Below are 17,441 nucleotides of genomic sequence, written 5' to 3' on the forward strand. Positions count from 1 at the left end.
GCCGCTGTCCGGGTGCTTCCGGCCCGGGCGGATGCGGCAGAATCATCCGCGCGCTCCCGTCCCTTGCCGGGAGGGTAAGCCTAGGCGCACTCGAGGAGAGCATGACCGGCAGCACAGAAGCGGGCCGGTCCCAGCACCTGTCCGCGGCGCACCACGCCGTCGACGGTGTCCATGTCGTCACTCCGCGGGGCGAGATCGATCACACCACCAAGGACCTCCTCCAAGCGGCCCTGCTGGACCAGGACGACCCGTCGTCAGAACCGCCGCGTGTCGTGGCGGATCTGGAAGGCGTGACCTTCATGGACTCCAGCGGCATCAACATCCTCATCTCCGCCAACCGCCACCTGACCGAAGCACACGGCTGGCTGCGCGTCGCCGCCGCCCAGCAAGCCGCCCAGCGCGTTCTGAGTCTGGTCGGCCTCGACACCGTCATCGGCTGTCACCCCACCCTCGAGCAGGCGCTGCACCACTGACCTGCGGACCGTCACCGCCCCGATCCGCAACACCGTCAAAGACCGCCACCTTGCTGACCGAACACCGTGATGCCGACAGTCAGGGCATGTCACCGGAGTGGTAGAAGCGGCACACGACGCCCGGCCCGGGCACCCGGGCCTCGCCGGGGCGCGGATCGTACGGGGCACAGCCTCCGGGCCACCGGCCGAGCTCGGTGATCAGGGGCGAAGACGAACAGCAGCAGCGGGAAGGGCCGCTCCAGGTACGGCCCGGCGTAGGTCTCCTGCCAGTGGAAACGCGGAGAGCAGGGTGACGGCCCGAAGCAGGGTCCTCATCAGGCGGGTTCATCCCCACTCAAGCGGGGAGCAGGGCACGAACCCCGGTGTTGTCGGCGAGAGCCAGGGCCCAACCCCCATAGGCGCGGGGAGCAGCGCATCGTCATGGCATGCTCCCTGTAGGGGCCTGACCCCGCGCGAAGCGGTGTCTCCTGGTCCATGGTCGGGGCACCGTGCGCGTTCGGATCGGTGCGTGCCCTCCAGGTTGTGCTGCGGTCGGGCACGGGCACGGGGGCCCAGGGGGTGGAGAACAGGATGTCGGTGGAACGTCACATAGCGGGGGTGCTCCAGCAGATCGCCCGTCAGCAGGACATCGTTGAGATCGCCCCTCAGGGCTCCGCGGCGAAGGCGGCCGCTCTGGCGCATGTGGCGGAGCAGTACGGCTACACGTACGGCACGGCGTACAGGGCCGGGTTCAAGAACTCACTGGTCCAGGTCAGGATGTACCGGGACCCGCGGCCCGACGCGCGCGTCCGCGAGGCGGCAACCATCACCGCCCACCCGTGGGCGGGCAACGGCGGGACGGTGCCGGGGCTGAAGCAGGGCTCGTTGAAGCCGCTGCCCGAAGCGGCCGGCACCGTGGCGGTGCTGAAGGACCTCATCACTTTCGACGTCATGGCCCTGTACGTCGCCGACCGGCGCCAGAAGCTCCTGATCTACCTCGCCTGCGCGGTCCTGACAGTCCTGATGTTCATCGACAACAGCTCGCCGGTCGAAGCGGTCGCCTCCGGCGGAGCGGTCGCGCTGCTGTGCACCGTGGCGTTCAAGGCGGGCACGGTCCGCCGCAGGACGATCGCACAGCGACTGACGGACGCCGGGCTCCTCACGGTGCGCGACGAACAGGGCAGCCGGCGGTTCCTGCGCCCGGGACAGCAGTTGCCCGATCACACCAACCGACCCGCCGCCTGAAGACCCCGGCCCCCGTGAACGCCACCCACGATGAGGGGACGACGGCGCTGCTGCGCCGCGTCCTCAGGGACGAGCCGGCCGACGGCCCCTTCAGCGACCCGGCCACCGGCTCATCACCCTGGCGTCCGAGGACTGAAGCCCGGCCCGGGGACTAAAGCCTGCTTCAGATGCTGCCGAAGGGTGCCAAGCCCGGACGGCCGCCGGTGCACAGCGAGCGGCAGCTGATCAACGGCATGCGGTTCCGGACCCGGACCGGGATGCCGTGGCGAGATCTTCCCGACCGATACGGGCCGCGGGAGACGGTCTACGGTCCGTTCCGCCGCTGGCAGCGCGACGGCACCTGGCACCGCATCTTCGAGCAGCTCCGGGCCCGATCCGACGCGAAGGGCCTATCACCCGGAACATCTCGGTGGACTCCACGATCGCCCGAGCGCACCAGCGTGCGGCCGGTGCCCGCAAAAGGGGGATCTGCAGGTCGAGCCGCCCGGCGGCGTCTTCACCGAGCCAGAAGACCACGGGCTCGGACGCTCGCGAGGTGGACTGACCACCAAGGTCCACCTCGCGGTTGAGCAGTCCCAGAAGCCGATGTCGCTAGTGATCACGACTGGACAGCGCGGGGGTTCCCCGCACTTCCAGGTCCTCCTGGGCCGTGTCCAGGTGCCTCGGCTCGGCCCGGGTCGGCCGCGCACCCGACCGGACAAGGTCCGCGCCGACAAGGCATACGGCTCCCACGCGAACCGCGTCCACCCGCGCAAACGCAAGATCTACTGCACGATCCCGGAGAAGCGCGACCAGATCGCCGACCGCAAGAAGCGCGGCTCCCACGGTGGCGGCCGCCGAAGTTCGACAAGGACGGCTACAAAGAGCGGCACGCGGTGGAGCGCCGGACCAACCGCCTCAAGCGCCACCGCGCGGTCGCCACGAGATACGACGGGCTCGCCGTCCGCCATGAGGCGACGGTACTGATCGCGGCCATCAACGAGCGGCTCTGACAGGGCCGTCGGCCCTCATGCCGGACCGGTGCCCGGCATGATGGACACCATGACCACGCCGAGCGCCGACTGGATCACCGTCACCGCCTACGAGAACCTGCCGGGCTGCCTCCGGCCCATGGCGGCCGTCCGCGCTTGACTGCGCGATCGGGGCATCGACTGGATGCCCTTCGACCAGACCGAGGTCCGTTGGGATCTGGCCTGTGGTGTCGGTGCCGACGGTCGGTGGCACGGCTGGTTCGACGTCCACATCCATGCCCGTGCTCTGCGACGCCATGGACTGCACCCCGACCAGCCGACCTCCCGGGTCACAGCGCCCTCTCCGCCCAGCTGGTGGCACGCCGCAGCCGAACGTCACGCTCGTTGGTGATCCCCTTCTGAAACAGGCCCTGAATGGCCGCTTTGAGGGAGCTCGCCGTCTTGTTGCCATGACTGCGTCGGCCAGATCAGCGCCTGGGCGACGATGACGTTCTCGCCGTTGAAGGTGACAGCAGGACCTTCATGCAGCTCGTATCCAAGCTCCAGCGCCTCGCTCACACGGTGGCAGAACGCGGGATCGTCCGGGCCGGTCAGGACCCGGTAGATGGGCAATCCGTCAGGCGGTGTACTCATCGGCAAACGATCTCATGAAGCCCCCGGGCTCCATGGGCTTCGTCAGTCGAGGGCCTGGTAGAGCGTGGTCCAGAAGTCGGCCATGGCCCGCGGCGAGTCCGGGGTGGACAGTCCGACCTGGGTGAGCAGGACGCCAGTGAGCTGATGGGTCGGGTCCGCGTAGGCGGTGGTGCCGGTGCCGCCGAACCAGCCGAACCGGCCGACGGGCGCGTAGTTGTCGCGGCCCGTGTCCACCGACATGCCAAACCCCCAGCCGCCGGCCGCGCCCTGGCCGGACGACAGGTGGGCGACGCCGTCGAACATCGCTGCCCGGGCGGCCATCTGCCCCGAGGAGAGGCGGTTGGTGGTCATCAGCTCGACGGCGGCCCGGGACAGGATGCGCTCGCCGTCGTGGACCCCGTGGTTCAGCAGCATGCGGAAGTAGGCGTGGTAGTCGTCGGCGGTGGAGACCAGTCCGCCGCCCGCGCCCTGGAACACGGGAGGAGCGCTGAACATGCCCCCTGCCGCCTGGTCCCAGACGGTGAACTCGCCCGTCTGCGGATCGGGCCCGTACAGGGGTGGCAGGCGGTCGATTCGGTCGGCGGGCACGTGGAAGCCGGTGTCCTTCATCCCCAGCGGATCGAGGATCCGTTCGCGCAAGAACGCTTCCAATGGCTGTCCGGCGGCCCGGGAGACGAGCACGCCGGTCACCTCGTTGCTCAGGTCGTACTGCCAGCGCACACCTGGCTGGTACTGCAGGGGGAGTTCGCCCAGGCGACGCATCCACTCATCCTGGTGGGGCGCCGGGCCGGAAGCCACGCTGTAGTCGAGGCGTTCGAAGGTCGCGGCCCTGATCGGTGATGCCATCGACTCGAAATCGGTGCCGAGCCCGAAGGTGGAGGTCAGCAGGTCCCGTACGGTGATCGGCCGCCGCGCCGGAGTGGTGTCGTCCAGCGGGCCGTCGGGCTGCCTGAGCACCTGTCGGTCGGCGAGTTCGGGCAGCCATGGGTCCACGGGGTCGTCCAGTCGCAGTCGGCACTCGTCGAGCAGGACCATCGCCGCCGCCGTGGTGACGGGCTTGGATGCGGATGCCATCCGGAAGATGGTGTCCCGGCGCATCGGCGGGCCGCCGTCGTGCCGCGTCGTCCCGATCGCCTCGACGTGCGTCCGTCCGCTGCGACCGACGAGGGCGACCAGACCCGGGATCTTTCCGGACTCCACGTGCCTTTCCAGCACCTCGCGCAGTCGGCGCAGTCCTGCCTCGGTGAAGCCGCTGTCGTTCGTTGCCATGGGGTATCTCCTGTTGACGGTTTCGTTTCCCGCGGCCGCTCACCGGTGGTCGCGCGGCCCTGAGGAGGGCCGTGGCAAGAGGCTGCATCCTTGCCCCAGGGTCAAGGTCAAGGGCGGCTTCGGGCGCGTTATCCTCGCCCCCGCGATGACCAGCGACACGGAGGAGCGTCAGGGTGGCGGCGGACGGGTTCGGGCTCACGATCGGTCAGGCGGCGGCGTATGTCGGCGTCACGATCAAGACCGTGCGGCACTACCACCGGCTTGGTCTGGTCGCCGAGCCGGAACGCGACGCTTCCGGCTACCGCCGCTACCGCTCGGACGAACTGTTCCGTCTGCTCCAGGTGCGCACCCTGGCCTCAGCCGGGGTACCGCTGGCTGAGGTCGGTGATCTCCTTGAGGCCGACTCGGAGACCTTCGCCGCGACCCTGGAGGAGGTTCACCGCGCACTCACTTCCCGGATCGAGGAACTGACCGCGCGCCGGGACCGGCTGCACCGCCTTGACCACGGTGATCGCGCCCTGCTGCCCGACCGGGCCTGTGCGATCTTGGAAACACTGGCTGGACTCGGCTTCGACTCCGCCTACGTGACCGGTCAGCGAGAGGCCCTCGTACTGACCCGAGCTCTGGTCCCGGAGATCTTCGACGGCTTCATGACCTGGCTCGAACAATCGCTCGCCGACCCCGAGACCGTCGAACTGACCAGGCTCGGCTGGGAGGTGAGGAGCTGGGATCCGGACGATCCGCGGATCGAGGAAGTGGCCCGTGAACTGGCCGGGAAACTGCTGACCCGGCGCGAACTGCTGTCGATGCCGTCCGGGTTCGAGGGCCGATCCGACACCGCCACTCGCTACGGGATGGTCAACCACCACATGGAGGACCGGGTGCCGTCCATAGCCCGCCTGAATGCCCTGGTCGAGGCGGAGCTGCGTGCCGCCGGCATCGCCGTGCCCCAGCGCTGACCAATCCCTTCGGAAGGTGGAAGGGGACGGATGGCGGGAGTCGTCTCGGTCGTGTGCGTCGTGCGCGTGTCCCCGGCTCGAGGTACCGCAGGGTCGGCGGTCTCCTTTCGTCCTGTCCCAAACGGGCGAAAGAGGGCCGGAACTCTGACCCGCGCGGTGTGGGCGAGCGTCATATGCGGCGTCCTCGGTGCGCTCAGGCTTCTCCTGCGCCCGCCCTCGTGCTCGCACCCCCGATCGCCACCGCATGTCCGCTCACCCGTACGCGCGGGTGGGTGGTGGAGGCCTCGACCCGGAGCAGGCTGGGTCGGCCGAGGTCCTCTCCCTGGTGGATGGTGAAGGTTCCGGTGGGCGGGAGGGCGTGAAGGGTGCGCAGGTAGCCGCCGAGGGCAGCAGCGGCGGCACCGGTGGCCGGGTCCTCGACGACGCCGCCGACCGGGAAGGGGTCGCGGGCGTGGAAGAGTTCCGGGTTTTCGCGCCAGACCAGTTGGAGCGTGGTCCAGCCGTGACCGTGCATGACCTCGGCCAGGGCGTCGAAGTCGTAATCGAGGGCCGCCAGACGCTCGCGGGTGGCCGAGGCCAGGACCAGGTGCTCGTTTCCTCCGAAGGCGACGTGCGGCGGCAGCGCGGGGTCGAGGTCCTGCGGGGACCAGCGCAGAGCTGCGAGAGAGGCATCGAGCTCTGCGGTGGTCGCCGGCCGGGAGCGAGTGGGGACGCTGGTGAGCGTCGCCGTCACGGGCCCTTCGAGGTCGGCGGAAGTGTCCAGGGCGATCTCGCCCACCGGTGTGTCGAAGACGAGCGGGCCGGTACCGATCCGCTCGGCCAGGGCCACCGCGGTGGCGACGGTGGCGTGACCGCAGAAGGCGACCTCGGCGAGCGGGCTGAAGTAGCGAAGCCGGAACCGGCGTGCCGTGTTGTCGGCGGCCGTGACGAACGCGGTTTCCGAGTAGCCGACTTCGGCGGAGATGGCGAGCATGGCGGTCTCGTCCAGCGCGGCCGCATCCATGACGACACCGGCTGGATTACCGCCGGCGGGATCGGTGGTGAAGGCGGTGTAGCGCAGGATTTCGGGGTGTGTCCTCAGGGTCATGACTTTTACTGTGGCACCCCATAGGCATCGTTACAAACGATGGTTTTCGATCTGATTCATCGCTTTGACCGATGGGATTGTCTAGGGTCGACGGCATGGACACTCGACTGCTGCGCACCTTCGCCGCCGTTGCCCGGACCGAGAACCTGACCGCCGCCGCGGAGCGCCTGCACCTGGCACAGTCCACCGTCACCGCCCAGGTGCAGGCGTTGGAGAAGGAGCTGGACCTGCGCCTGTTCGACAGGCTGCCGCGCGGAGTAGTACTCACCAGTGCCGGGTGTGAGGTGCTGGCACAGGCTGAAACGGTGCTGGAGGCCGAGTCCCGGCTGCGGGCGGTTGCCGCCTCGGCAGGTGGCGCGGACGGTCAGGTGACCGGGCGCGTAACGATCGCGGCCGGCGAGACACTGGTGTCCGCGCGGCTGCCGGGAGTCATCGCCGCGCTGCGGCGCAGTCACCCGGGAATCGAGGTGGACCTGCGCACGATGGGCACCGCGACCGCAATCGCCGCGCTTCGCACCGGCGAGCTCGACCTGGCGCTTCTACTGGAGGACGAAGCGGCTTTCCGTGACATCTCATGCACGCCGCTGGCCCATGAGCCGCTGGTACTCGTCTGTTCTCCCGGACATCCCCTCGCCCGCAAGGCCGCCGATGCGCCCGCCGACTGGGCGGAGCTGGCCCGTCAGGACTACTTCCTGCACGAACAGGGCTGCTCGTACAGCGACCGCTTCGTCGACCGGTTGCTCACCGAGGCCGGAGGTGCTCAGCCCCGGATCACGCGTTTCGGCAGTCTGGAGGTCGCCCGGTCCTGTGTCGCCGCGGGCCTCGGCCTCAGCCTGCTGGCCCACACCAACATCGCAGACGCGCTCACAGCGGGCCGTCTGACACAGGTGCCCGGGCCGCGGTTTCCTGACGTCGCGGTCCAGTTGGCCCGTCACCGCCGACGCTGGCTCTCCCCCGCAGCGGCTGCGCTCACCGCGGAACTGCCCCACCACTTCTCGCAGTGAACGGGGCTTGCTTCGCTTTGACGGACATCGGAGATCAGGGGCTTGGGCCCCGTACTCGTTCACCCAGTGTGGACACTTCTGCATGCCGTTGCAGTACGCGGTGATCACGGCGACCTGGCCCGTACCGACCAGTGGGTGGACGGCACGGGGTGGTCGAATTGCCGCGCGGTCGATCGCCGTGTGCAGGTGGGGCCTTCATATGGGCGCCGCCCTTCTACCGTGGAGGGTACGAATCCCGGTCACCGTGGTTCGGATCATGTGACGGAGGCGAATGTGTTGATCACCGTTGCGGACGTGGAAGCCGCAGCCGAGCAGATCAGCGGGCACGTGCTGCGGACCCCGACAGTGCCGAGTCCTGGGCTGTCCGCGTTCCTGGGTGTGGGCGTCACCGCGAAACTGGAACTGCTGCAGCGCACCGGTTCCTTCAAGGCACGCGGTGCGACGGCGAAGCTGCTCACGCTCGACGAGGCTGAACGGGCTGCCGGAGTCGTAGCGGTGAGTGGCGGCAACCACGGCATCGGGGTCGCGGTCATGGCCGGCGTGCTGGGCATTGAAGCGACCGTCGTCATGCCGCGGTCCGCCCCCGGCCGTGCGGTGGACATCGCCGAGGCCTCCGGAGCGAACGTCACCCTCGTCGACACCATGGACGGCGCGTTCGCCCTCGTGGAGGAACTCCGGACCAAGGGGCTCGCCCTGGTCCACCCCTTCGACGACCCCGTCGTCATCGCGGCTCAAGGCACGGTCGGTCTGGAGTTCGCGCAGGACGCCGGGGAACTCACCGACGTACTCGTCAGCATCGGCGGCGGGGGACTGATCGCCGGAGTCGCCACCGCGCTGCACGCGCGCCGTCCCGGCGTACGGATCTGGGGCGTGGAGACCGAAGGCGCGCGAGCCATGTCGGCAGCCCTGGCCTCCGGCGGGCCGGTGGCGGTCGAACTGTCCTCGATCGTCTCGACACTGAGCGCTCCCAGCGTCTCCCCGCTCACCTACGAGCACGTCTCGGCACTGGTCACCGATGTCCTCACGGTGACCGACGCCGAGGCCGTACAGGGCACCCTTGACCTGGCTGACCACGCGAAGGTCTGGGCCGAGCCTGCTGCCGGCTGTCTGCTGCCCGCGGCACGCCGGGTACTGGAGCGCGTCGGTGAAGACGCCAAGCTCGGTCTGGTGGTCTGCGGCGGCAATGCGACGACCGCCGATGTGACCGCCTGGGCCGAGCGCTTCGGGCTGCGCTGATCCCACGGGCTTCAGCGGCCGCTCAGCCCTTGGCGAGAAAACCTGGCGGTCACCAGCATCAGATGATCGTGCTCAACCTTTACCGCGGAAGATCAACGGTCGCGGAGTCTTGAGACTCGCAGGCTCGCGTCCAGGGCGGTTTCAAAACCCGGTTTTGAAACCGCCCTGCAGATGAAAATACGGGGGACATCACGTGGCGTCCTGTCCCAGTCCACCAGAGGTTGTCCCGTAACCGCTGGTCAGGAGTGAGACGATCTTGCCGCGGCTGGTGTGATCACGGCGTCGGAGCCCTCCCGGACAGGCCCGTTCACCGGGCTGAACCCGCGGCAGTTCGGCGGACTGATCACCGCGCTGCGGCGTGAGGGAGCCGATCCGGTCCGCAAGGGCCGACCGTGGTCGCTGCCGCTGAAAAACCGGGTGCCGCCGGCGGCCGCGTACTGGCGCACCAACCTCACCCTCACCGGATGACAGGCAACCGGGCAGGTCGGCCCGTACGCCTCAGATCATTTACGGGACAACCCCCAGCCCTACGGAGCTGGGGATCAGAACAGCAGAGTGGTCCGAAGCGGTTCTCGGGCGACCTCCCGCTCGTGTGACACCACCCACCCGGGCCCTCCCCCACCCTCGAAGACGCTCTGAACCCCTGACCCTTCCCAGACCACTGAAGTCCGCTCAACGCCCCGGCGCCGGCCCCCTGGCACGCCACTGTGAGACGGGCCGGACGACCCACGGACATCTCGTCGGCCAGGGAGCGCGGCTGCACGGCCGTCCGGGTGCTCGGCTCCAGGGTGCCGGGCGTCTTAAGGACGTCGGCGAGCAGGGGGGCGGCGACTGCCTTCTCCGCCGGTGTGCACACAAACGGTGAGGAGCGGCAGGTTTGAAAACCCTCCGATCGCGCAGACGCCGTATTGACGCAGACTTTATACGAACAGGTAGGAGACGCATCATGGGCATCATCGCGTGGATTCTCATCGGCCTCATCGCCGGTTTCATCGCCAAGGCGATCATGCCGGGCAAGGACCCGGGCGGCGTCATCATCACCATCCTGATCGGCATCGCCGGCGGCCTGCTCGGCGGCTTCCTGGGCAAGGTCATATTCGGCGTCGACTCCATCGACGGCTTCTTCGACCTCTCCACCTGGATCGCGGCCATCATCGGCTCCGTCATCCTCCTGGCCCTCTACCGCCTGATCACCGGAAACCGACGACACGCCTGATCGTGCCTCTCCGACCCTGACGAACGGCTCCCCTCTGAAAAGAGGCGGAGCCGTTCGTCACGCTGGGGCACTTCCCTCTCTGCGTGCTGACCGGAACTAGGTGTTCTACGGGGCGAGGGGACCGCGTGCCGGGTGATCCCGTGCTTGCGGCCCTGCTCGTCACCGAGCCGGCCACTCGCTCCGCTGAAGCGGTCGACCGGCTGTGGAGCGCGGACGGCACCCTCGCCCCGGTCCGCCACGCCTTCGCCCGCAGGAAGCACCGCAGGATCCTCCGCGACTGCCGACAGCGCCGCATCGGTATTCACCGGATGGTCCAGGCCCTTCGTCCGCATGCACAGCTCTGCTCCCGCCACATGCCCCGGCAGCCCCCGGCATCGCCCTGACCTGCCCGAACACGGTCTTCTGCAAGACGCCTCACTCAGGCGACGAAGACGCAGAAAGGGTGGCCCGAAAGGTCGGCGTAGACGCGGAAGGGTTCGTCGGGACCCTGTTCGTTGTCGGACAGCAGGCGGCCGCCGAGCGCGAGAACTCGTTCGTGCTGCACCCTGAGGTCGTCGCGTGATGCCACGCTCAGATCGAGGTGCGGCTGCTGAGGAACGGATCCTTCGGGCCGAGCCGACGGCGTCAACCGGTCAACGTGCTGGAAGGCCGGTTGGGGTGTGCCCTCTTCGGTGGGCAGCACCAGCCGTTCCTGACCCCGCCCATCGGGCTCCCCCACTCCGGGCGGTTCGTCTCCCGATGCGTAGACCGGACCGAGCAGCGAGCGGTAGAACTCCGCACGCCTTCGGGGGCCGGTGCTGTCGAGAACCACCTGACACAACTTCAACGCGTCTGTCTCAGCGGACGTGGTGATCACCTCCGGAGATCGGTCTGCCCCGCGGGCCGGAGGTGATCAGTGGGTGAAGAAGTCGCCCAGGGCGGCGGAGAGGAGGCCGGGGGCTTCCTCGGCCACGTGGTGGCCGGCGTCGATGCCGTGGCCCCGGACGTCGTCGGCCCAGTCGCGCCAGATGGTGCGCGGGTCGCCGTACAGGTCCTCCAGGTCGTCGCGCAGTGACCACAGGACCAGGACGGGGCAGTCGATCCGTGTGCCTTGGGCGCGGTCCGCCTCCTCGTGCCGGCGGTCTACGGTGAGCCCGGCGCGGTAGTCCTCCAGCATGGCGCGGACGACGTCCGGGTTCCTGGTGGCGGCCCGCCACTCGTCGTGGTTTTCCTGTCCCATGGCTTCGGGGTCGCCGCGGTACCAGGTGTCGGGGTCGGCGTTGATGACGCGTTCGGGGATCTCCGGCTGGGCGAAGAAGAACCAGTGCCACCACGCGGTGGCGAAGCGGGCATCCGCACGGGCCAGATGCTCGCTCAGGGGCAGGCCGTCGACGAACGCCGCCCGGGTCACCGCGGAGGGATGGTCCAGTACCAGTCGGAGTGCCACGGCGGCCCCGCGGTCGTGGCCGACGAGACCGAAGCGCTGGTGCCCGAGCGCCTGCATGACCTCGACCATGTCCGCCGCCACGGCGCGCTTGGAGTGCGGGACATGATCGGGAGCGGGTGCCGGGCCGCGGGAGCGTCCGCAACCGCGCAGGTCGGGGCAGACGACGGTGAAGCCGAGCCGGACCAGGACGGGTGCGACCCGGTGCCAGGTCGCCGATGTGCGCGGGTGGCCGTGCAGCAACAGGAGAGGCGGGCCCTCTCCCCCGTGCCGGACGAAGACGGACGCCTCAGCGGTGCGCACCGTCCTGGTGGCGAACTCCTCGAACACGAAAGACCCCTCTCGCTCCGGGGCCCGGCCCGCGCTGTCCCACCTCCGCCTGCCTGTGATGAGCCCCCGCACTCGTCCAGAGGGGCGCACCCTCCTGAACTGCGACTGTTCAAGGTGAAAGAGGTCGGTGACCACCGCAGTGCCCTGCCGCTCCGCCGAGACTGCACCACCACGTCCTGCTCCACCACCCCCCTCCACACCACGCTCCACGAGGTCGACGGGAAAAAGGCCGGGGAGGGCCACCGCTCGTCACGCCTTGTCCGAGAAGCGAGGCCGGCACCGGCATGGGGGCCGGGAAGATACGAGGCCGGCCACGGGCGGGTCTCTCCGCCGGGCCGGGAGCATCGGACGGAGCGGGACGGACAGCCGGAACGTGCGGACGAAGGTCCTACGGTTCAGAACGCGGGATCCGTACGATCGCTGTCCCCGCGGTCAGGTCCACCGCCGTCCCGTTCGGCGGAGCCCCGTCGTCCTGGTCGTCCGGCATGACCAGGGCCGACTGCCGCTCCTTCGGCCCGTTCTGCTCGCCGGGAGAAAAACTGGCATGCAACTGCTCGGACCCGGTCGCCGAGATCTGCCCCTGACCTGCGCTGTTACGCCATGACAGAATCCCGGCGCGTTCCGTGCGCACCAGCAGCCGGTCGGTGAAGAGCAGCAGTTCCTCACCCCGGGCGGCACCTGGCGCAAGCCTTGTACAAACCGGGTGGGGGCTCTTGGACGCCGGAGAGGACGTGGTCCGCTCCCCTTACGAGGACCGCTGCCCGGAGATGTCACCGGGCTCATCGGTGAGGGCGAGGTGGCCCATGAGGCTGGTGAGCTCGAACATCCGGGCCAGATGGACAGGCCGATGATCCGGACTCGAAGTGATACCGGCAGGGTAAGTGCGGCGGCGCAGAGCCAGAAGGGCAGTCAGAGCACCGGAGCCGGCGACGCTCAGGCCGCTTCAGCTCAGGCGGAGGTCTCGCAGGGCCGGCCCATCCTGCCTGCGGTGGGCCTCCGGCGCTTCCGGACACAGGACGGGCGGAAAGGCCTGTCCGGCCCCACACGGGAACATTCACCACAGAATCCGCGTGTCGAAGCAAACTTCGGGGGTACACGGCTTTCGGTCTTGTGGAAGTGGAATCGGAAGATGTCAGGAACGGGGATGCCGTGGAGCGGATCGTGGACTGCGCAGAGCGGCGGCCGGGCCGGGGGGCAGCTCTTTCGGTGTCCGGGGTGTTCCAGGGCAGTCTGGACATCGCCGCCGCCCGTGACCTCGCCCAGCGTTTCCTCGCCGACGCCCAGGCCGTCCACGGCTTGCCCGTCTGCCGGTCCGCGATGGACATCGTTCAGCTCGTGGTCAGCGAGCTGATGACCAACGCCGACAAGTACGCCCCCGGCGCGAGCCTGCTCACCCTCGACGTCAGTGGCGGGACGATCAACGTCAGCGTCTGGGACAGCAACCCCACCCCGCCCGCGATCCTCCCGCACGACCCCACCCGCATCGGTCAGCACGGCCTGGAAATCGTCATCAAACTCGCCCACGGCTTCACCGTCCACCGCACGCCCCTCGGCAAAAGGATCACCGCCGCCATCGCTCTGACCGACGACCCCCTGGCGGGCGTGCTGTAGGAACTCTCGGGCGGCTGCCTGGCCGCCACCGGGATCTCGGCCGAATGCGTGGACGAGCTCCCCGCGCCACCGGCGGACAAGGCAGTCGCCAGGGCCCGCACACGGATCGCGAGGAGCAGCGCCCGCACGGGACCCGAGGAGGGCCGGGACGGAAACGCACGTGAGGGCGGCCGCCGTGACCGGCCCTTACGCCGGGTCCGGCGCCTGGGCCAGCGCGAGACGGGCGGTCATGCGCTTGCCGACCGGCTCCCGCTCGACGGACAGCTTCTCGGCGACCTTCCTGACGATCTCCAGACCGTGCTGACCCGCCCTGCCGGGGTCCGCAGCACGAAGGACCGGAACGGCCGGGTCGCTGTCCCACACCACGACGTCCACACCGCCGGCACCGACGCGCAGTTGCATCAGCACGGGCCCCAGGGCGTACTTGTGGGCGTTGGTGACCAGTTCGCTGACCACGAGCACGGTCGACTCCCGCACCCGCCGCGAGACCGGCAGACCGTACTCGGTACGCATCCGCTCCAGAAAGGCCACGGCGTGGCGACGGGCGGCTGCGATGCGGCTGCCGCCACCCTCCAGCGTGTAGTCGGCCCGCGCCAGATGCCCCTCCGGCCGGGGCTGGGCACCGCTGTCATAACCGGCATCGAGTTCCACTGGATCCGCCCTTCCTCAGGTTCACGCAACGCGGCTACCCGACCGGATGATCCTTGAATCGGCGCAGATCGATCATGCCCCGTCCGGGTGAATCCGGTGTCGTCCGGTGAGGCAGAATCGCCCGTGTACGCCCGGATACGGGCAAGCCGGAACGCAGTCGAGGAGATGCATGACCAGCAACGAGAAAACGGATCAGGCCGAACGGCTGTCCGTAGCGCACCACGTGGTCGACGGCATCCGCGTCGTGACCCTGCGAGGGGAGATCGACCACACTGCCAAGGACACCCTGGCCGACGTCCTGACAACCCAGGACGACGCGGCGCTGCCGCCCATGGTGGTGGCGGACCTGGCGGGTGTGACCTTCATGGACTCCAGCGGCATCAACGCCTTCATCCTCGCCCACCAGCACCTGACCGGCGCACACGGTTGGCTGCGGATCGCCGGCGCACAGGACGCCGTCCAGCGCGTCCTCGGCCTGATCGGCGTGGATACCGTCATCGACTGCCACCCCACTGTCGAGCAGGCCCTGCGCGCCTGACACCGACCGGCACGGTGAACAAGACCAGGTGGCCGCCCGGACAGATCCGAGCGGCCGTCTTTTCGCTGCGCTCGGACCGGCTCGGTTTCCGGGCGTGGCAGGAGAGGGTGGTCAGCAGTTGTCCGGCGGTACCGCGCCTGTCCGGAAGACGGTGACGTCACTGGAGACACCGTCGGTGCCGTCCTTCGGCCGGCACGGTGGACTCGCCGGGCTCCTCCCAGGCCGCCGGACCGTTGAAGGTCCATACCCCGACCACCTTCTTGGCGACGACGCCCTTCTCCAGCCGGCCGAACCGTCCCGGTGGCACGGTGATCTCACCGCCGACGCCGAGGGTTCTTCGCCACTCAAGCGGCCGTTCGAGATCGCTCATTGTCAAGTCATCTCGGTATTGGGCTCCGGGCTCAGAAGGATGACCGGGGTCGTGATGCACGACCGCATGAAGAACGGGGTGAGACCGAGTCGTGAGCAGGTCGAGCCGTTTGCGCGACTCCGTGCCCCCGGCCCGGGAAGGAGCTGAAACGTCGGCCGTTCGCCCATGCCCTCGGCCTACGGGGGCGGCTGGGCTGTTCTCAGGTGTGGTGAGCGGTCGCCGCTTCACGCTGTCTTGCCCGCGCAATGGCCACGCTTTACCTTACTTAAAAGTAAGTTTACTTTCGAGTAAGGAGATTGGCCTTGACCACGATCCCCTATCAGACCGTGCTGGTCGGCACGGACGGCTCGGAGTCGTCCTTCGCAGCGGTCACCAGTGCGGCACGCCTCGCTGTCGCCTGTAGGGCCAGGCTCGTGATCGCCTGCGCGTACTCTCCGATGCGCGGGACCGACCTGGACGTGGCAAAGGACCGCTTGGGAGCCGAGGCGTACCAGGTGGTGGGTTCGGCGCCGGCCGAGGGCACCCTGCGCGTCGCCAGGGACAAGGCCCGGGACGAGGGTGCGGAGGATGTGCGAACGGTCGCGGTGGAGGACAAACCTGTCGCGGCTCTGGAGCGGGTCGCGCAGGAGTACGCGGCGGATCTGATCGTCGTCGGGAACCGGGGATTACGTTCGCTCGCCGGGCGAATCCTCGGCTCGGTGCCTGCCGACATCGCGCGGAAGGCCGGGCTCGACGTGCTGATCGTGCACACCACATGAGCGTGGCGGAGCCCGGAGGAGAGGCGGCGACCGGCCTGACGAGGGCCGATGAGCTGCACCGGGCCATCGAGGCGATACTGCTCGGCGGCGGCCGCCTCTGGACCAGACGGGACATCGCCGAGCGGTCCGGGGTGGGCCCGGAGCGCTCGGCGCAGATCTGGCGCGCGCTCGGGTTTCCCGTGGTCGACGACCACGCGAGGGTGTTCACCGACGCCGATGTCGAGGCGCTGCGGTCGGGTGAGCGGCTCATCGAGGCCGGGCTCATCACCGAGGACGGCGAGACGGTCATGGCCCGTGCCCTGGGCCACCATCTTTCCCGGCTCGCCGAATGGCAGATGCAGACTCTGTGGGCCTGGCTCAGCCATGCTCTCGGCGAAGGTGGCGGCCACGACCGGGCGGCGCTGATCGAGCATGCCGCCCGGTTGTTGCCGGAGATGGAGCTGCTGCAGGGGCATGTGTGGCGCCGGCACCTCGCGGCCCATGCCGGGCGGATGCTTGCCGCTGACGAAGAACACGTGTTTCACCGGTCTGCGCGGGAGAGCGGAACGGGCCTGAAGGACGGGGAACAGCGGGGGGACGTCCGGGCGAGGGCTGCCATGGGCGAAGAGCCGGAGCCACCTCGCGACGGTGCGGACATCCGTCACCTGGCGGTGGGCTTCACCGACATGGTCGCCTACACGCGGATGACCCGAGGGCTGGACAGCACCGAACTCTCCCGGGTCCTCGACCGGTTCGAGGGCCTGATCGGTGACGTGGTCGCCGAAGGAGGGGGACGGGTGGTGAAGACCATCGGTGACGAGGTGCTCTTCGTGTGCGAGTCGGCGTCCGCGGCCGCCGGCATCGCGCTGGAGCTGACCGCCCGGGCCACGTACGACCAGGAGTTGCCGCGACTACGGACAGGGCTCGCTCACGGCGCGGTCCTCAACCGCTTCGGCGACGTCTACGGAGCAGTGGTCAACATCGCGGCGCGGCTCACCGCGGTCGCACGTCCCGACACCGTGCTGGTCGACACGGCGTTCGCCGGCGAACTGGCGGGCACGACGGCGTACGACCTGAAAGTGCTACGCCCGGTGTCGGTACGGGGATACAGCCGCCTGCGCCCTGTTCTACTACGGCCGGCTCGCCCCGGCGAACCGTCGGCAGCCAAGCATCCTCACCGCTGAAAGGCGAGGAGGACATGGAGAAAACCGATGCGGCACCCGCAGTGACCCGGGGCCGGCCGGTGCACCAGGCGGTGTCCGGTCGGGGCAGAATCGTCCCTCCTGCGGGGCCGGGGGTGAGCTGGTTGATGACGAGGGTGCCGGTTTTCCGAATCGAGGCCGACCAGGAGCACGTTCTCGGCGATCCCGGAGGCAGGTAAGAGGCGAAGGTTCCGCAGGAAGCGCCGGGCGCTGTCACGCGCGGCGGCTATGGACCCGGCGGTGCGGTCGGGCTCGACACCGACGCTGATCATGCTCATCAGGCCCTCCTGACCACTGCCCTGCCCCGTCGGTGCTCTCTGGCCGTCGCTTCTCCCCTCCCCCTCACCCGTCAATCGGGCATACCGACTCTTTACCTCGCATCCGCTACCGCGCGAAGCGGGTTACCTTTCCGCTCTGCATGCGAAAATCTGTATCGGCCAGAGTAGACATTGCGATGTGGTGGGGTTATGGTTTCTGTCGTAGCCAAGAAGGACGGCAAGGCCTGGC

22 protein-coding genes and 1 pseudogene are annotated in these 17,441 nt (G+C 69.0%); 14 read left to right on the forward strand and 9 right to left on the reverse strand.

The genetic code is table 11. The features are described 5' to 3' along the window. Positions 1-101: 101 nt before the first annotated feature. From AB0398_RS27380 to AB0398_RS27395, 4 genes are all read left to right on the forward strand, one after another. On the forward strand, positions 102-473 hold the full coding sequence (locus AB0398_RS27380) for an STAS domain-containing protein (protein WP_366378286.1): 372 nt from the start codon (positions 102-104) through the stop codon (positions 471-473). A gap of 570 nt (positions 474-1,043) precedes the next feature. After that, positions 1,044-1,697: a hypothetical protein gene (locus AB0398_RS27385; protein WP_366378287.1), complete on the forward strand. Its 654-nt coding sequence runs from the start codon at positions 1,044-1,046 to the stop codon at positions 1,695-1,697. A 167-nt stretch (positions 1,698-1,864) separates the two neighbouring features. After that, entirely contained in the window at positions 1,865-2,266 is a 402-nt protein-coding gene (locus AB0398_RS27390; protein ID WP_366378288.1) for a transposase, read from the forward strand. Beyond that, positions 2,238-2,663, forward strand: a complete 426-nt coding sequence (locus AB0398_RS27395) for a transposase (RefSeq protein ID WP_366378374.1) — start codon at positions 2,238-2,240, stop codon at positions 2,661-2,663. The genes AB0398_RS27390 and AB0398_RS27395 overlap by 29 nt, the downstream gene beginning before the upstream one ends. Positions 2,664-3,043: 380 nt before the next feature. On the opposite strand, the gene AB0398_RS27400 is transcribed toward AB0398_RS27395, so the two are convergent. Together AB0398_RS27400 and AB0398_RS27405 are read right to left on the reverse strand one after the other, a co-directional pair. Beyond that, a complete protein-coding gene (locus AB0398_RS27400) occupies positions 3,044-3,301 on the reverse strand; it encodes a DUF1737 domain-containing protein (RefSeq protein ID WP_366378289.1) in 258 nt (85 codons plus the stop codon). Between the two features lie 42 nt (positions 3,302-3,343). Further along, entirely contained in the window at positions 3,344-4,570 is a 1,227-nt protein-coding gene (locus AB0398_RS27405) for a serine hydrolase domain-containing protein (protein ID WP_366378290.1), read from the reverse strand. 173 nt (positions 4,571-4,743) lie between these two features. Here AB0398_RS27405 and AB0398_RS27410 point away from each other — a divergent pair, with 173 nt between their 5' ends. Beyond that, the gene (locus AB0398_RS27410; RefSeq protein ID WP_366378291.1) at positions 4,744-5,529 is read left to right on the forward strand and encodes a MerR family transcriptional regulator; all 786 of its coding nucleotides are present in this window, start codon (positions 4,744-4,746) and stop codon (positions 5,527-5,529) included. A 193-nt stretch (positions 5,530-5,722) separates the two neighbouring features. Here AB0398_RS27410 and AB0398_RS27415 read toward each other — a convergent pair whose 3' ends face one another. Next, complete coding sequence (locus AB0398_RS27415; protein WP_366378292.1) at positions 5,723-6,616, reverse strand: PhzF family phenazine biosynthesis isomerase; 894 nt, start codon at positions 6,614-6,616, stop codon at positions 5,723-5,725. Between the two features lie 95 nt (positions 6,617-6,711). Between AB0398_RS27415 and AB0398_RS27420 the strand changes: the two genes are divergently transcribed. The 5 genes and pseudogenes from AB0398_RS27420 to AB0398_RS27440 all read left to right on the forward strand — a co-directional run bounded on the left by AB0398_RS27420 (position 6,712) and on the right by AB0398_RS27440 (position 10,455). Continuing rightward, a complete protein-coding gene (locus AB0398_RS27420) occupies positions 6,712-7,620 on the forward strand; it encodes a LysR family transcriptional regulator (RefSeq protein ID WP_366378293.1) in 909 nt (302 codons plus the stop codon). Between the two features lie 276 nt (positions 7,621-7,896). Continuing rightward, the gene (locus AB0398_RS27425) at positions 7,897-8,856 is read left to right on the forward strand and encodes a threonine/serine dehydratase (protein ID WP_366378375.1); all 960 of its coding nucleotides are present in this window, start codon (positions 7,897-7,899) and stop codon (positions 8,854-8,856) included. Positions 8,857-9,126: 270 nt separating this feature from the next. After that, a pseudogene (locus AB0398_RS27430) lies at positions 9,127-9,315 on the forward strand (IS5/IS1182 family transposase); the annotation flags it as partial. 487 nt (positions 9,316-9,802) lie between these two features. After that, positions 9,803-10,072, forward strand: coding sequence for a GlsB/YeaQ/YmgE family stress response membrane protein (locus tag AB0398_RS27435; protein ID WP_366378294.1), 270 nt, complete (start codon positions 9,803-9,805; stop codon positions 10,070-10,072). Between the two features lie 125 nt (positions 10,073-10,197). After that, on the forward strand, positions 10,198-10,455 hold the full coding sequence (locus AB0398_RS27440; protein WP_366378295.1) for a hypothetical protein: 258 nt from the start codon (positions 10,198-10,200) through the stop codon (positions 10,453-10,455). A gap of 35 nt (positions 10,456-10,490) precedes the next feature. On the opposite strand, the gene AB0398_RS27445 is transcribed toward AB0398_RS27440, so the two are convergent. The 3 genes from AB0398_RS27445 to AB0398_RS27455 all read right to left on the reverse strand — a co-directional run bounded on the left by AB0398_RS27445 (position 10,491) and on the right by AB0398_RS27455 (position 12,462). Continuing rightward, positions 10,491-10,883 (reverse strand): VOC family protein, encoded by a 393-nt coding sequence (locus AB0398_RS27445; RefSeq protein ID WP_366378296.1) that lies wholly within the window; start codon positions 10,881-10,883, stop codon positions 10,491-10,493. Between the two features lie 81 nt (positions 10,884-10,964). Beyond that, positions 10,965-11,825, reverse strand: a complete 861-nt coding sequence (locus AB0398_RS27450) for an alpha/beta hydrolase (protein ID WP_366378297.1) — start codon at positions 11,823-11,825, stop codon at positions 10,965-10,967. Positions 11,826-12,213: 388 nt separating this feature from the next. Beyond that, on the reverse strand, positions 12,214-12,462 hold the full coding sequence (locus AB0398_RS27455) for a DUF6191 domain-containing protein (RefSeq protein ID WP_366378376.1): 249 nt from the start codon (positions 12,460-12,462) through the stop codon (positions 12,214-12,216). A gap of 578 nt (positions 12,463-13,040) precedes the next feature. Between AB0398_RS27455 and AB0398_RS27460 the strand changes: the two genes are divergently transcribed. Next, positions 13,041-13,436 (forward strand): ATP-binding protein, encoded by a 396-nt coding sequence (locus AB0398_RS27460; RefSeq protein ID WP_366378298.1) that lies wholly within the window; start codon positions 13,041-13,043, stop codon positions 13,434-13,436. A gap of 186 nt (positions 13,437-13,622) precedes the next feature. Here the strand turns inward: AB0398_RS27460 and AB0398_RS27465 are convergent, their stop codons facing one another. Then, positions 13,623-14,087 (reverse strand): ATP-binding protein, encoded by a 465-nt coding sequence (locus AB0398_RS27465; RefSeq protein ID WP_366378299.1) that lies wholly within the window; start codon positions 14,085-14,087, stop codon positions 13,623-13,625. 169 nt (positions 14,088-14,256) lie between these two features. Here AB0398_RS27465 and AB0398_RS27470 point away from each other — a divergent pair, with 169 nt between their 5' ends. Further along, positions 14,257-14,625 carry an STAS domain-containing protein gene (locus AB0398_RS27470; RefSeq protein ID WP_366378300.1) on the forward strand — a complete coding sequence of 123 codons (369 nt, stop codon included), beginning with the start codon at positions 14,257-14,259 and terminating at the stop codon, positions 14,623-14,625. Positions 14,626-14,782: 157 nt separating this feature from the next. Here the strand turns inward: AB0398_RS27470 and AB0398_RS27475 are convergent, their stop codons facing one another. After that, positions 14,783-14,995: a hypothetical protein gene (locus AB0398_RS27475; RefSeq protein ID WP_366378301.1), complete on the reverse strand. Its 213-nt coding sequence runs from the start codon at positions 14,993-14,995 to the stop codon at positions 14,783-14,785. 311 nt (positions 14,996-15,306) lie between these two features. Between AB0398_RS27475 and AB0398_RS27480 the strand changes: the two genes are divergently transcribed. Both AB0398_RS27480 and AB0398_RS27485 read left to right on the forward strand, forming a co-directional pair. Then, entirely contained in the window at positions 15,307-15,753 is a 447-nt protein-coding gene (locus AB0398_RS27480) for a universal stress protein (RefSeq protein WP_366378377.1), read from the forward strand. After that, on the forward strand, positions 15,750-16,916 hold the full coding sequence (locus tag AB0398_RS27485; RefSeq protein ID WP_366378302.1) for an adenylate cyclase regulatory domain-containing protein: 1,167 nt from the start codon (positions 15,750-15,752) through the stop codon (positions 16,914-16,916). Before AB0398_RS27480 ends, AB0398_RS27485 begins: the two co-directional genes overlap by 4 nt. On the opposite strand, the gene AB0398_RS27490 is transcribed toward AB0398_RS27485, so the two are convergent. Beyond that, positions 16,907-17,212 carry a hypothetical protein gene (locus AB0398_RS27490; RefSeq protein ID WP_366378303.1) on the reverse strand — a complete coding sequence of 102 codons (306 nt, stop codon included), beginning with the start codon at positions 17,210-17,212 and terminating at the stop codon, positions 16,907-16,909. The two genes, AB0398_RS27485 and AB0398_RS27490, sit on opposite strands and share 10 nt — an antisense overlap. Positions 17,213-17,441 lie beyond the last annotated feature (229 nt).

The organism is Streptomyces sp. NPDC086147 (assembly GCF_040702165.1).
GTDB lineage: Bacteria > Actinomycetota > Actinomycetes > Streptomycetales > Streptomycetaceae > Streptomyces.